Consider the following 15,130-nt stretch of genomic DNA (forward strand, 5'->3'; position numbering starts at 1 on the left):
CCCCTCCCTCGCTGCAGGCGGATACGACTACAGATGGATCACGGCATGACGTTTCACTGCGGCGGCGGGCCGGCGTAGGTGGATGGCGTTGCCCCTTCTCATCAGGCGTGCTCAAGATGTTGCGAAATACGGCCTGCTCTCGAAAGGTTGGTAAAAATGAGGGCGATTCGCGATGAGCCTTCATGGGCGCTACGCGGAACGCTTTAAGATCTTGTTACGGCTTCGCTGAGTAAGGTCGCGTTCACACATATCGAACGATTTGCTGGAACATGATCGAATAAACATAATACGGCCCATGGACCGCCAAAGTCTGTGGCAAGCAACGGGGCCTGCCCTGCTCGTGGCCGCACTGTCGATACTCGCAATCGTGACTGCGAAACGATCATTTGTTCACGTCGTGCAAACGTTCTCGGTCCGCCTCGGGCGGCGATCGTCCGGGCGGCTTCTGCCCAAACGGCTCGTCGGACGGTACCGCCGCGCCGTGCGGGACAACTTCGCACGCCATCGGCTCGGTTTCGTCAACGAGCAGCCCAGCATGAGCACCGTCGACGTGATGAAGATCTATGTGCCGCTGGAGTACCAGGCCGGCGAGGAACGCAAGGATGTCTACAAGTGGCTGCGCCGCCAGATGCGGGTGGTCATCCTCGGACCTCCGGGCGCCGGTAAGTCGATGCTGCTCAAGCACTCGATGCTCATCTGGGCCGGGGAGAGCACTCCGCGGTCCGCGCGGTTGCCGGTGCTGATCGAACTGCATCGCTGCAACGCCAATGACGCCACCCTCGATCAGATGATCCACGAGGAGTTGGTGCGCAATGACACGCGGATGAGCCCGGACTTGCTGCACGTCGCGCTGCGCGAGGGCAAGTTGACGCTTCTGCTTGACGGCTTGGACGAGGTGGGTAAGGACGATCAGCGTCGAGTAGCAATGCTGCTGAGGGACTTCGCCCGCACCTACTCGGGTTGCCAGATGCTGGTGACGTGCCGGTCGGCCGCCTATTTCGGTCAGCTGCAGACCGAATTCGTGGATCATGTACAGGTGGCGGATTTCGACGACGCCAATATTCGGCGGTTTTTGAACAACTGGCCGGGCATGACCGATGCGGACTCGATGAAACTGTTTTCCGATCTGCAGCACAATCAGAATCTGATGCGTCTGGCGGCGAGTCCGCTGCTGCTGACCATGATCGCATACATTCACACCGAAGTGCTCGCGAAGAGCAGGCGTAGCCTGCCGGGCTCACGTCCGGCGTTCTATGAGATGGCCATCGACCATCTCCTGAAGCGTGATCATGACCTGGTACGCCACAAGTCCATTTCGGTCTACGACTGGCAGGAGAAACTCGCCGTACTCCAGAGGATCGCGTTGACGTTGCAGGACACTCCGGCGAACCACCCTGACCGGCGGTCGATCGACCGTAATGAGCTCGTGGCCATCACCAAGCAGATACTGCCGGATCTCAACCTGGGCCCGGACCATGCGCAGAAGCTGATCGATGAGATCGACGAGCGCAGTCAGCTGCTGGTCAAGCTCGACAACCGCAGCTCCCGGTACGCCTTCCCGCACCTGACGCTGCAGGAGTATCTCGCCGCGGTGGAACTGACCGCGCAACCGGAGACGCTGCTGCAGCGCTACTTCACCGACCGGCCCGCGTGGCGCGAGACCGTCAAGCTGTGGTGCGGAGCGTCCAGCAGGGACTGCACCGACGTCGTACGCACCATCCTGAACACTGGTAACCACGCGGACCGAATCCTCGCCCTGGAGTGCCTGGCGGAGGTCAAGCGCATCGACGACTCCTTCGCGCGGCAGGTAATCGTGGATGCGATGCGGTCGACGACCTCTCGCGGCTGGGACGAACGAGCGCTGACCGCTGCCTTCGCCGCGGTTGCCGCAGACGGCAGGCCGCGGGGCGCGTTCACCTTCAACCTTCTCGTCGATCAGGCCAAGAGTGGTGAGGAGCCCGGTGCCCGGTGGTCGATGGCGGCTCTCGCCGGCACCCGGCTCCCTCGCGCCGCCGCGTTCTTGTCCGAACTCGCCGCGGGAGGCGACCCGCAGGCGCGGGCGGCCTTGCGGTCCATGGGGGAACAGGCCATCGCCGCGTTGACGTCCTGGGCGTGGGCGGGTTCGTTGCAGGCCCTCGACGACCTGGCTGTGGTGGCAACACCCGCAGCGAGCGAGGCGCTGACCTCCATGCTGTGGAACGACGACGCCAAAGCGGTCCGATCGGCGTGGCATCTCGCGGCGCTCATCCAGAATTCCGAGATCGAGGCGAATCTTGCGCTGAGCGATGTCGGCGTCCGTGGCGACTGCAAACGACTGACCTGGGTGTGGCAGCCGTTTCACCGCGAGGGCGCGGGCAAGTTCCAGATCATCGTCGAGCGCATCGCTCATCTCATCGACCAGGGGGACGTCAATCAGATTCCACCGGAGGTCAAGCAGATCGACCCTCGGTTGGCGATTCCGCTGGGCATCGTCGCCGCCGTGTCCCAGCTGAAGCCTGTTGACACCGCGCCGAGCGAGGAACTCATGCGGGAGTTCCAGTCTCTCGGCCTCAATGTCAGGCAGTTCCCGCATTGGCTGGCGGGCGAACGGGCCTTGAGCTCTTTCTATCAGACCACAATGCCTGCCCGTGTCGCCTCCGTCTGCGATCACATTCTGGACGCCCATGGTGTCGATCCGTACCGCAAGCGCATCATTCGGATGCTCGACGACCGGACCTATGCCGAAGCGATCGTGCGGGTGTTCTGCCGCTTTCGGCCGAAGGCGTCGAAAGAACAGTGGGGCACCGTGCAGGACGCTCCAGCCAAACCGCGTCTGCTGAAGCTGTGTACGTACCTGTCGATCGGGTTCTTGGTGTCCTGCCTCGTGGTGCTGGGCGTAGGCCGCGCCGTCGGCACGGTTTTCGGCTTCTGGCCCTGGGGGCCGGCCAGTCTCAGTGCGGTGGTCGCCGTCCTGGTCGTGCCGGTTCTGGGGATCGCACTGTTCGCTTTCATCAACGATATCTTCGACGCTTTCGATTTCGCCGATCCCCTCGTGGACTACCTGGAAGAAAAGGTCGTGGACCGGTATCAATGGGCGGGCACACTGGTCGCCGCCATCTCGGTCAGCGGCCTGACAACGCTGGCGTTGAGCGCCGTCGCCGGCTGGACGAACTGGCCGATCGCCATCGCCATGCTGATCGCACTCGCGTCCCAATCCGCATTCCTGATGCTGCGCTACCGCCGACGGATATCTGACATCGACAACGCGCTGCGCCCGATCCGAGACCGCGCCCAGCTCAACGTGTCCAACCGTTTGTCGATCATCGGCAACAGCTTGTGAACCAATACACCGACCCCAAGGACGATCTCATGCCGGACACCACTGACCACCGACGGCAGGCCAACTCCACGGCACGGGCCCGGGCCTGCCGTGCCGGCCTTCTGCACTGGTTCCATCAGCAGCGGATCGCGAAGACGCACCTGCCGATCACCGAGGAGTTCACCAAGGGCGACGACGCCGTGTGGGAAGGCGTTCGCTTCTCCTCCGTCGAGGTGCAGGACGCCGCCGAGTACCTTGCCGACAAAGCTCTAATCAAGGGCGTCACCGTCGCCCAACTTCGTGGCCCGATCCGAGCGGAGATCACCACGGCCGGCATCGACTGCGTCACCGATTGGAACAGCGACGTGGCTGAGTACCTGCGCAACCAGCGTGGCTACGCTCCGACCATCAACCAGGGCCCGGTGTTTCACGGCAACACTCACGGAGGGCAATGGGCGTGGGGCAACCGCGACGTGACACAGACCCACACCGTTCAGGAGATCGCCCCCGGATTCGAGCCGCTGGCACAAGCTGTCGCCGCGATCCTGAAAGAACTACCCGCCTATGGCCTCGACGCCGACGACAGACAGGACGCCGAGGACGCCGCCAACGAGGTACTCGCCGAGATCAGCCGGGAAGAACCGGAGCCACGCCGGGTACGTCGAGCCGTGGCCGCTCTGCGCGGATTCCTCATGCCTGTCGCTGCCACCGCCGCACGCAGCGAGGTGCAGGTTCTCGCCCAGCACGGCATCGACCAACTCAACGCCGCCATCGGCTTGTGACGCCCCACCGCAGCCCAGCGTCATGGGTATGTCCGCAGCGCCCCGAACCCAGAGATATTGGCGCGACGAGGACTGAAGCCGCTTGCTGTCGCGGCCATCCGGCGTGGAAGAGTCGCCAGCAGAATTCGTTTCTCGCCGACGAGCTGATAGTCAGGGAGGCTGCGGATAGCGAAGGCGGGCCCGCGATGCGCTGCTGATGAACGGCTACGGCAGGTCGCGCTCTGCCGTAGTCCTAGCCGCAAGTCGACAACGAGCGCCAGCGCCCTCGCAGAAGACAACGCTCACTGTCGGGTTGACCGGGCCACGATAAGCCCATCCAACACCGGACCATCTCTGCGAGGCCAGGCCGGCAAGCCCTGCGTGATCCGCGGGTGCGGGATAGCAACGCCTCGGACTCAGGTGAGCCCGCGAGGGCCGGTCTGCGTACCGGATCCGGACGATGGCGAATTGCCGATCTTGGGCCGGTGCCGATGAAGGTCTTCACCCGCCGACGGAAATGCCAGTCGGAGCCGCTCACTAATTCATATTGACGCCAGCACCTGCTGCTGTTCACAATAGATGGCACGATCGATGCATCGCACGACCACCGCGAAATTAGATGCACCTTCGAGCACTGCCATCTAACGTCTCCCCCGCACCCTCACGAAGCAAGGAGCAGCCCGATGCGTCGCTGGCACGCCGAATCACACTCGCAGCCGACGCTGTCGGGTACGGCCGCCTGCTCCTTCGGGGCAGGTCACGAGCAGATCGACAGTACCGAGCCCACCGCCGGGAGGCGCACCTAGCGCCCGCCGAAGCGCCCAGCGCCGAAGCCGCCTCCCGCACCGGGACGGCGGTTTTTCTGTTTCACCGACAATTGCTTATAGGGGTGTGGCGCAATGGGGTAGCGCAGCGGCCTCCAAATCCGAAGGTTGCAGGTTCGAATCCTGTCACCCCTGCTTTCGTGTCCCCCGCGGCACCGTGCGGGCCGGACTCGCCTTTTGCGAATTCTACAGTGTGATGGCATGGAACTCTCGCCGCCGGGGGCCCGCCGCGAGCCCGCCGCCGGGGACACGACCCGTGTTGCACCGCGCCAGCCGCCGCACAATTCGGTCAACACGCTCGGGTGCAGCAGGGAAAACGCCGCTGCTGCGTGGCGGCGGTGCAGATCAAACTCAGTCGTTCCAGGAAGGAGACACACCGGTCCACAGGCGATTCGCCACGTCAGCTGGCTGAAGCGCCAAGGCGAGGCGTTGTGGTGTGGGCCTGCACGGATCGCGGCGATCGGTGCTGGCGGACATAACCCGTCGTCCCGATGTCTGCATGCCCTGAGACACCACAGGCACACGATCCGGACGATGCCGTCCCGAGATGGGCGCTGCCGTTGTAAGCGGGTAGCACGGCAGCGCGGACGAGCAGCGCAGATGCACCGGTCGACCGCCGTGCGCGCCTCGGCACCGCCGATAGGAAAGAGGAGCACTCCTTGACGACGCCGGCACTGGAGCCGTCGTCAGACGACGGCCCTGCAGGTAGAACCAGCCGCCCCGGCGTGACAGGCACTCGACTGTCGATCGAGCGGGCGCGGGTTCGCGCCCCGCCGGTGGCGCGCAGCAAGCAACACGAACTGGGAAGCGTGGCCGAGCGGCCTATGGCACCGCCCTGCTAAGGCGGATCGGGAAACCGACGGAGGTTCGAATCCTCCCGCTTCCGCATATCGACCGGACCATCCCGGGCCACGACAGTGAGACGGCTTCCGGCAGCAGGGGCAGCAGTTCGCCGCTGCCGCCGGTGGCGTCGAGGCCCGCCCGGGGCGCGGAGCAGGAAAGTTCGAGTCTCTCCGCTCAGACCCGGAGAATGGCGCCCAGTGGTGGGCAACCGGCCTCGAAAGCCGGGCCGTCGGCAACGGCGAGGGTTCGACTCCTTCATTCTCCGCTCGTACACCAGTAACTCAGCAGGAGGCGATCGGTTCCTCGGAGACAACAATCCCCTCCTGGCGGGCGCACGCGGTTGTTACGCAGCCCACGCGGGTTACTCAACCAGACCGTCAGGAGGCTCGACTCCGGTCGCTGGCGCCTTCACCGTCAGCTTTTCGGCGGCAAAACGAACGCGGCGCTGACCACGCCGGGCGGCACCAGCGCCTCGTGCCACAGAGGGGTGGTACCGCGCGGCGTGGGCACAGCACGGTGAACCAGCGCCAAATTCTGGCGGGTCTGGAGGTCCCCGGACGCGGCCCCGGTACGCCGCCACCTATGCCTTGGGCGCCCGGCCGGACTGGCGCTCGGCTCCTGGCCCGGAAAGATAAGGTTCAAAAAAGCCGCTGCCGGCATAGCCGGACAGCGGCTGGGCGTGTTCCGTCAGCAGGGCGCGGACATCCGCAACCGAGGCGTCCGGCTTCATCGCGTAGTTCAGGGCCGCCGCGCCGGAGACGACAGCGGCCGCCGGGGACGAACCGCGGATGCCGCGCCATGGCAGTCAAGAGGTTTGGATGGCCAACTGTCACGTGACGCCTATCTCGCACAAGGGCCGCGAGACGCTACGATCCCTTCATGCCACACGACCCCGACGACAAACGCGCCCTATTCCAACGGGTCGTCGACGACATCCTCGACCAGATCCGCGACGGACGCCTTCACCCCAACGACCCACTCCCCTCGGCCCGCAAGATGGCCGACCTCTACGGCGTCGCCTCCATGACCGCCCAACGCGCCCTACGCGAACTCCAGAACCGGCGCATCACCTACAGCGTCGCCGGCAAAGGCACGTTCGTACACCCCGACGCCTTCGACCTACTCCGCGGCGCAGTCCTGCAAGAACCCATCGCAGACCCCGAGCTACGCGGACGGGTCGCCGCCTACCTCACCGAACAGCAGGCCATCACAGCCCGACACCACGGCGCTCGCACGCTCGAAGACAAAGACGCAGCGCTGCACGACCTGCTCCGGCATGCAGACACTCACGGCCGGCTCATCGACGATGTGATCAAATACCACGCCGACCACGGCAACTACGCCAAACCACCCGCGCACATGATCCGCGACGACGCTCCCGGCGCCCAGGACGAGCCACCCGCCAAACCACCGCAGAACGGCACGAAGACTCGCCGCCCGCGCAAGCCCACCACCTGATCACGGTGGAGCTGGTCCAAAACTGCTTCACGTAATCAAGACGGCCCGGCTGACGCCGGGCCGCGCGCACGCGCTACAGGCCTACGGCCCCGCGCGCACGCCCAGCGATACCGAACCGCCGCCAGAAGAAGCAGACGATCTGCCGAGCGACGGCATGACGATCGCCGGGACACCCCCGTACCCCCGCGACGCACATTCGGCGATCGACGCCGCATCACTACGCGGTACGCGGCACGCCAATGACCGAACGGCTACCCAGTGCGAAAACATCGAAGTTCTTGGATTTGGATCCTCACATGACGGCAACGGTGACGGCAACCCAAGCGGACCGGGTCAACCATCGACACCCTTCCATCACGGATCGTCACCGTCGATCATTGCGCCGGAAGGGGCCAAACAACGCCAGTCAACAGCATCGCTTGGCCCTCCGCGCATTGGCTAGGCCTACGCCATTAAGGTCGCTCTCGCGAACGCTGCACGAATATCCCTACGTCCTCAAGTGCGTTATTTGCCCGCGAGGAAAGGGACGGATCAGTTTGCATTTCTTCCAGTCGAGAAACAACACCGCCTGAAATCGCCCGATGAATACGGGCCACATGACCCAAACAAATTACCGCCAACTGCTTTATCTGAAGATCGAAATCGCCGTCAATTACACCTAGAAGCACGCCTTCAATCCAACTCCGATCGCTCTCGTGATTAACCAATGAGAGCAATGCTTCAGTCGCCCGCGGCACGTCGCCGCTCGCAACCTCTGCCATCATATCTGCACGCCAGGCCAGGTCGACCTGCGGCGAGTCTCCATCATTCACCTTAAATCCAAACCTTACTCGTGCGGCGGTATGCATCGGTCGCTACAGCGGCCGGCCTTTTCGGTCGACTAACCCGGCCTTCCTAAGAGCGCTTTGCATACCTGGAGATAGGTCGCCCCAGCCACGAACATGACCATGCCAGATATCATTCGTACCGCCGTCCCGACTGCAACCGCAAGCCGCCTGTCGGGTTCGGTCCATAATTACGATCTCGCCATCCGAAACACCGATCCTCCGGGGAGCCTGGCCGGGGCCTTCGGACGTCCACTCAATCGAATTTTCGAGGGCACCTTGACCATTGCTTGGCTCGGCGCTATTTGTTCCTCGCGAAGAACTCCTCGCAGTGGGGCCATGCTTCCCACCGGCTTCATAAATGCTCTTCCCGCAATTGTGGACGAGAACCGGGGTTTTGCCGGCGAGCACATAGTACGTATGGATGTCGGCAACGGTCAGGTCGAGCATCCGCTCACTGCCGGTGTGTGTGACCACGCCCGCGGCCCAGACACGCTTGGCGGTGGTAGACCGAAGCTCAGAACCGACTTGGAGGTCGTCGGCCGCTATCCAGGCGTCGTTGCTTTCGTCCCAGAACCGGTGTTCGACGGTGGTTTCGATCAGCAGACGTCTGCCGTTCGCGTCTACGACTTCTACATCGGCGAGCTCTGAATCAACGTGGTCGTGGAGGTCGGTCACGGGTTTGGCGACGGACTCCCCGGAGACAGGATCGGTGGCAAGAACCTCGTCCCCGACCCGCACGTCGCGGATCGGCTTGGTGCTGCCGTCTGCCATCAGGACTGGGGTATCAGGATCGAAGCTGTGGCAGGATTTCTTGGATTTCGACGACCCGCGACCTGTCAGGGAGCCGCCGGGTCCCTCGCCTCCGATTCCGAAATCCTCGGTGGCGAGCCGGAGAAGGTTGGGCGTCGAGGTCATCGCATCGATCTCCGAGCCGCACCCGCCCTCACCGTGGCAGACGTCTTTCAGCATTTTGGTGAAGTTGTAGGGCAGGAAGTCCTCGGGGTCTTCGCGACAGAAGCCGTTCGAGGAGCAGAACAGGTAGCGATACGCGGACCAGAAGCGTTTGATGATGCGGTTCTGCTTCTCCACACCCAGGTGCGCGCGCAGGATAATTTTCTTGTACAGAACCTGCTGCCCGTCGCAGGTCGCGTGGCAGCTGTCCTTCGCCTTCTCGCGCGCCTTGCCCTTGCCTCCGGTGACGCCGCCGCCACCGCTCGGCGTCTTGCTTTCATCGTCGGTGTTCGGCTCGTCGAAGTAGTCGTCTTCGGTCTCGTGTCCGTCGCAGGCGCCGCCGTTGCCGGGGGCGCAACCGGGCCGGTCCGGGTCCTGTCGTCCGAGGCCGGAGGGGTCTGAGTAGGTGATCGGGTTACTGCCGGCGTAGGTGTAGCCGCCGAGTTGCGTGGGGTCGTTGCTGAACAGAAGCGGGTCGATGCTGATGAATCGGCCGATGGCGGGGTCGTACTTGCGGGCACCGACGTCGGTGTAGCCGGTGTGGGTGTTCTTGGGTGCGCCGAGGTAGCCGCGGGTCATGTCCGGCCACATGGTGGTGTTGGCGCTGGAGCGTGGTTCGCCGTATGGCTTGAATTGCTGGCGGGACACCTTCTGGGTGGTGGTGTCCATGGACAGGGTGGCGGTGCCGTGCGGGTCGTTGATCAGGTAGTGGGTGCCGCCGCCGGGCAGGGTGGATCGCATGGCGATCGCTGATCCGGTGCCGCCGTGAGCGTAGGTGCGGACCGCGCCGAGCAGGACTGCGGTTGCCGCGGACGTGTCGACGACGATCTCGGTGTCGCCAGCGAAGAGAGTGGTGCGGCCGGGGTCGCGGCGGATGAGCTGGTTGCCGTCGGCGTCGTACAGGTACTTGGTGACTGTCGTACTGCTGCCGCTGGTGGAGACCTGCGCCAGCTGGCCTTCGTCGTTCCAGGTCAGGGACTGGTTGTTGTTCTTGCCGGTGGTCCGGGTCAGCAGGTTGCCGGAGACGTCGTACACGTTCTTGGCGGGGTCGCTGCCGCCCAATGTCTCGGTAAGTGTGTGTGGCTGGCGACCGGTGGTGTTGCAGCCGGTGGTGCAGCCGTACTTGTAGCTGGTGGTGACGTCCTGTCCGCCGTTGGTGGAGTGGTCTACCAGCTCGGTGCGGTTGCCGACGGTGTCGTAGTCGAAGCTCTGCCAGTAGGCGCCGGTGGCGGTGGCGACGTCGGCGGCCGCTGGCTTGAGGGTGGCGGGGCTGGGGCAGGCGCTGGTCGCGGTCCAGGCGTTGACGAGCCGGGCGAGCGCGTCGTAGCGGTAACACTGGTTGTCGGTGACGGCGTTGCCGCTTTCGGTCTGGCGGTTGGTGACCGACAGTGGGTTGCCGGCGTCGTCGTAGGTGTAGCTGAGTTCGTCAACGAGCGGTCCGGGCGCCTGGTACCGGTGCGTTGCTTGTTTGCTCAGTCGTAGCGTGTGTTCTTCGTAGGTGTAGAGCGTCTCGGCCTGGTTGGTGGTGTCACCGCGGGTGACGTGCGAGGGCTGGCCGAAGTCGGTGTAGACGGTGTCGGCGATGTATAGCTCGGCACCGGCGGTCTTGGTCGGGGTGCCGATCTTGCTGCGGGTGTAGGTGATGGCCTCGCCGGGCAGGGTGCCGACGGCCGGGTCGGTCTGCTGGGCGAGCATTTCGGTGTTCGGGGTGTATTTGAACGTCGTGGAGTACGACGTCGGGAGCGGGCGTTCGACACCGGGCAGCGTGATGGTCTGGCCCAGGGGGTTACCGAGGGTGGTGTACCCGGTGACCGCGACGGTGTAGGAGCCGCTGACACCGGAGACGAAACGCGACGACGAGCTCGGTTTGCCGATGCGCAGGGTGTCGTAGGTCCAAGCGGCGAGTTTGAAGTTGGCGGCAGGCTTGGAGGTGGAGAGCTTGCGGCCGATGAGGTCGTAGGTGTGGGTGAGCGTGGTGCCGCGGGCGTCCTTACTGGTGGTGATGTTGCCGGCATCGTCGTACCCGGTGTAGCTAGTGCCGGCGTCGGGGTCGGTTTTGGAGATCTCCCGGCCGCGGTGGTCGTAGCCGAAACCCCACTCCGAGCCGTCCGGTCCGGTGAAGGATGCGAGCTGCCCGATCTCGTTGTACTGGTATGCAATGCTCTGGGTGGTGCCGCCGGAGGCGGTGAAGCCGCTGGTGATGCCGCCGGTCAGGGTGGGCCGGGTGGTGTAGTGCTTGAGCTGGGTGGTGTTGCCGCGGGCATCGACCGTTGTCGCGGTGGCGGTGCCGCCGGTCGGCGGCAGGACGATCGTGGTGTCGCCGGTGTACGCGGTGCGGGTACGCCAGGTCTGCTCGGTTCGGTGTTCCTCGCCGATCTCGGTGACCCGGCCGAGATGGTCGTACTCGGTGACCGTCACCGACGGGATGCTGACCTGCGAGAGCCGGTCACTGATCAACTCATTGCGCGGGTCGCCGCCGATGGCGTACGCGTTGTTGGTGATGACGGTGCGGCCGTGGGAGTCGTACTGGGTGTCGTTGACGATGGTGCTGCCGTTCTCACCGGTCTCCTGGGTCTCCAGGGGGCGCAGCAGTGCGTCGTAGAGCACTTTGCTGACGTGGTAGGCGGGCGCGTCGCCGACCTTCTCCGCTTCCAGCAGCGACTTGGTGGTGACCACGGTAGGTGCCGTGGACGACAGTGCGTAGGTATAGGTCATGTTGGCGGGCGCACCCGCCACCTTGCTTTTGTTGGGTAGCCACACCGCGGTGAGACGGCCGAGCGCGTCGTAGGTAAGGGAGGTGAGCGCTCCGGCGACGTCGGTCTTGGCGGTGGGAAGCTGCCGCACGGGGTTCATCGTGACCGTGGACAGCTGACAGTCCTTGCTGGTCTTGGTGACGGCCGAGCAGTTGACCCCCGCCGTGACCTGCGTGACGGTGGTGACGCTGGTGGGCAGCGCCCCGGCTGCCGGCACGTATCGGTTGTAGGTGCTCTGCGCGAGGCTGCTGTTGTCCGGCGCGGTCGATTTCGGCGTACGGGTGGTGGAGGTTATCCGGCCGTAGCTGTCGTAGGTCGTCGCCATGACGTCCACGAAGGCGGTGACCGTCGTACCACTGACAGCAGCGGACTGCTGGATCAGCGTGGGGTTTCCCCGCGCCGGGCGCGCCGGGTTCGCCTGGCCGTCGCCGTTGCGGGCGAAGGGATTGCCGTCGTACGAGGTGCGGGCGACCGCGGTCAGCATGCCGGACGGGCTGGCGCCGGCCTGGGCGCAGTCCTGATTCGTCGTGACGATTTCGGCCTGCACGACCAGGGTGGCGACACTGCCGTCGAGGTAGCGGGTGAAGGTGCACCGCGGCTGGTTGCCTTCAGCGCCAACCTCACCGCGGTCGACGCTCTGCACGGGCATGCCCGTGGTGCTCTGGCCGAGGGTGGTGTTGTAGAAGGTGGCCATCTCGGTCTTGCGATAGCCGTAGGAGACCTTGCTGCGGGACACGACCTTCGCGGTCCGCACCATGCTGGCTTCGAGTTCGGGAAGCCCGGTCCGGGCACGCGACGCGGTCGGGCCAATCTTGGTAGGAACGGTGACGGTGCTGCGCTCGACCGTTTCACCGTCCGCGGTTGGGGTGACGCTTTCGAACAGCTGCCCGGCGTACTCGTTGACGTCCGGAACCGTGATCGTCTTGTCTGTGCTGACAAGAGCGGGTGCGGCTCGCTTCTTACCGCCGGGGAGCGTGTCCTCGTTCATGCCGCGGAAGTAGTAGTTCTTCGTGAGCGACTTGCGGTCGTAGATCTGGTTACCGTTGTTGCGGTGGGCGACGCCCGTGTCGCCGGTGATGACATGAACTTCGGGGTATCCGCGGAACTGGCCCCAGGTCCGGTGTTTGGCCTTGACGGTCTCGTTGTCGTCGTAGTGCCAGCCCGGGTCGCCGTGGTAGGTGTACTCGGTTGTTGTTTTCGGCTGCGTGCCGTCCTGGTAGTGGTTGTTCTCGTCGTAAGTGGTGACGGCGGTGACCGGATGCGTGTAGAACCACTCGAGCAGGGGCTCGGGCTGCGCTTCGGGGGTCCAGAACACCGGGAAGCAGGCGGTCGTGTTCGCGGCGGCGAAATCGCGTTTCACCTCGGCCGACGCGCTGTCGGCGGGCAGGCCGGCGCACGTCGGCGTCTTGTAGTCGATCACCGTTTGCGCGCCGGTCTCGGAGAAGACGCGGCCGATCCGGTTGAAGTAGTACCTGAGCGATCCGGTCACCCGCGCGACACGGTTGGCAAGTTGGACCGGGTCGAAGGTGACGGTGCCGGCCGACACGTTGGACCCGGCGCCGCCGAGCAGGTCCTGCCCGGTGCGTTCGATGGACTTGAGGAACAGGGTTGGCTGGTGGTCTCCGTTGTCCGGAAAGTCGTGAACGAGGTCGTAACGGTCGACCGGTTTAGGGACGCCGCCAACCCGTACCGTTGTGGTGATGGCTTTCAATGCCCGGCGCGACCAGAAACTGGGGGCGTGGTTGGTGCAGTCCTTGCCTGAGGTGCAGTTGAGGTCGATCGGGACATCCGGCCAGTAGGCCGGATTGGATACCGAGAACTGGTTCGCCGCGCAGGTGTTGCCGGCAGGCAGGCCGGCGATGCATCGTTCACCGGTCACGAAGGTGACCTGGTTCAGCGCTGGCGCCGAGTAGATCGTCGACGCGGTCAGGCCGTAGTCAATGCGCTTGAGCGTTCCACCGCGGATGTACGAGACCGCGGTGTTCTTCATGTTCGGACCGTAATAACCGGTCTCGGGGTCGTAGTAGTACGCCATCGCATTGCCGTTGGGGTCAACGACGTAGTCGAGGTTGAACCGGTATCCCAGCGTGCAGGCGGTGTCGGCGAACGTTCCGTCCGGGCATTCCGCAGCGCCGGCGCGGGCCTTGTAGACCGGAACGGTCCAGGCGGACTCGGTCTCTTCGGCTCCTGCGCTCCAGCCGGGGAGCCGGTTGAGTCCGAAGTAGTACTGCACCCCGCCTTCGGTGACGCGAAAAGCTTCCTTGTTCGTGGTGCCGTTGGTGGCGTTCGGCAAGCGTTCGATCTTGGTAGTGGAGCTGTCTTCGACGGGCCGCAACGTCGTCCCGTCGTGGACGATCGCCGTCGACTTGCCGTTCAGCGACAGGGTCAGGATCTGGCCGGCCCAGCACAGATCGCCGCCGTACTTCGGGCCGCCGGTGCCCTCGATCTCCGTGCAGGCTCGGTACGTCCGCTCGATGTAGTTGTCGCCGCTGGTCCAACCGTCGCCAATCCAAGAGGACTGGTTGTTCGTGCCGATCGTGCGCGCGTCCTGCGAGCTCGAGTCGTAGGACAGCGACAGGCTCGGTGCCACGCCGCCGAGCGGCTGGGGAACGTTGATCGGGTAGCTATAGGTGAACGCGCCGGTATTGCCGCCTGCCGACCAGGACCCGGACGGAGACAGGCTGGTGGCCGAGTAGTCGCCGCCTTCTCCACTGGTTCCGGATGTCGCGGCGAGAACCCTGACATCCGATGCGGCAGTCAAGGTGAGCTTGGCGCTCAGTGGCTCGCCGGGCTCGGTGACCACCGGCGATTGTGTCCGGCACTCGTCGCGTTCGGGAGTGCTCAGTGCGCAAGCAGGCAGGCCTACCAGGCGCAGCCGGGAGGCGTAGGCGCCGCCGTAGGCGTTGCTGAAGGTTGACGGGTCGATGTTGACGGTGACGTCACCGGAGCCTTGCTCGCTGCTCAGTGCGACCATCACGCCGCGCACACCTGCGGCCTTCGCGGTCTTTTGATCGATCGTGGACACCCGCACCTGTTGTGGCGCCTGGCCGTGCGCCGGGCGCGCGACCGAGACCGTGGAAGAACCGGCACGGGCCCGCTTGCCGACGGCTGGCAGCGTAACGGTGTCGTCGTTCGGTGCCGGCAACTCCGCCCGGGTTGACGGGTTGAATCGGGCGTACTTCTTGCGCAAGTTGACCGCCGGCTCGTTGCGCGGCTCGCCGAGTTGGACCCTCGGTATCTGCTGCGGGTCCGGGATCTTCGGGGCTGCTGCAGCCGGCTGACCTGCCAGCAGGCTGGTCAAAGCGGGCAAGAGGAGCAGGGTGAACGCGGCAGTGGCGATACGACGCCGGCCGTCTAACAGCCGTCCGTTGGCCCTGTTGCTGGGCAGCATGAAACAGACCTCCCCGTGCGCACA

At 64.8% G+C, this 15,130-nt stretch carries 6 protein-coding genes and 3 tRNA genes; 6 read left to right on the forward strand and 3 right to left on the reverse strand.

Annotated elements, in window-relative coordinates; all coding sequences use genetic code 11:
- Positions 1 to 295 precede the first annotated feature (295 nt).
- The 5 genes from LPA41_RS14170 (at position 296) to LPA41_RS14190 (ending at position 5,991) form a co-directional block, all read left to right on the forward strand.
- On the forward strand, positions 296 to 3,319 hold the full coding sequence (locus tag LPA41_RS14170) for an NACHT domain-containing NTPase (RefSeq protein ID WP_229070825.1): 3,024 nt from the start codon (positions 296 to 298) through the stop codon (positions 3,317 to 3,319).
- Positions 3,316 to 4,080, forward strand: a complete 765-nt coding sequence (locus LPA41_RS14175; protein ID WP_229070826.1) for a hypothetical protein — start codon at positions 3,316 to 3,318, stop codon at positions 4,078 to 4,080. The genes LPA41_RS14170 and LPA41_RS14175 overlap by 4 nt, the downstream gene beginning before the upstream one ends.
- Before the next feature lie 864 nt (positions 4,081 to 4,944).
- A tRNA-Trp gene (locus LPA41_RS14180) sits at positions 4,945 to 5,018 on the forward strand.
- A 668-nt stretch (positions 5,019 to 5,686) separates the two neighbouring features.
- Positions 5,687 to 5,769 (forward strand) — tRNA-Ser (locus LPA41_RS14185).
- Positions 5,770 to 5,908: 139 nt separating this feature from the next.
- Positions 5,909 to 5,991: transfer RNA gene (locus LPA41_RS14190), tRNA-Ser, on the forward strand.
- Positions 5,992 to 6,306: 315 nt separating this feature from the next.
- On the opposite strand, the gene LPA41_RS43270 is transcribed toward LPA41_RS14190, so the two are convergent.
- On the reverse strand, positions 6,307 to 6,531 hold the full coding sequence (locus tag LPA41_RS43270) for a S8 family serine peptidase (protein WP_374238162.1): 225 nt from the start codon (positions 6,529 to 6,531) through the stop codon (positions 6,307 to 6,309).
- 74 nt (positions 6,532 to 6,605) lie between these two features.
- On the opposite strand from LPA41_RS43270, the gene LPA41_RS14195 reads away from it, so the two are divergent.
- Positions 6,606 to 7,184, forward strand: a complete 579-nt coding sequence (locus LPA41_RS14195; RefSeq protein WP_229070827.1) for a GntR family transcriptional regulator — start codon at positions 6,606 to 6,608, stop codon at positions 7,182 to 7,184.
- Positions 7,185 to 7,636: 452 nt separating this feature from the next.
- Here the strand turns inward: LPA41_RS14195 and LPA41_RS14200 are convergent, their stop codons facing one another.
- Entirely contained in the window at positions 7,637 to 7,996 is a 360-nt protein-coding gene (locus LPA41_RS14200; RefSeq protein WP_229070828.1) for a hypothetical protein, read from the reverse strand.
- A 42-nt stretch (positions 7,997 to 8,038) separates the two neighbouring features.
- Positions 8,039 to 15,106 (reverse strand): polymorphic toxin-type HINT domain-containing protein, encoded by a 7,068-nt coding sequence (locus LPA41_RS14205; RefSeq protein WP_229070829.1) that lies wholly within the window; start codon positions 15,104 to 15,106, stop codon positions 8,039 to 8,041.
- Positions 15,107 to 15,130: the final 24 nt, after the last annotated feature.

The sequence above is a fragment of the Actinoplanes sp. DH11 genome (genome assembly GCF_020873875.1).
Taxonomy (GTDB): domain Bacteria; phylum Actinomycetota; class Actinomycetes; order Mycobacteriales; family Micromonosporaceae; genus Actinoplanes.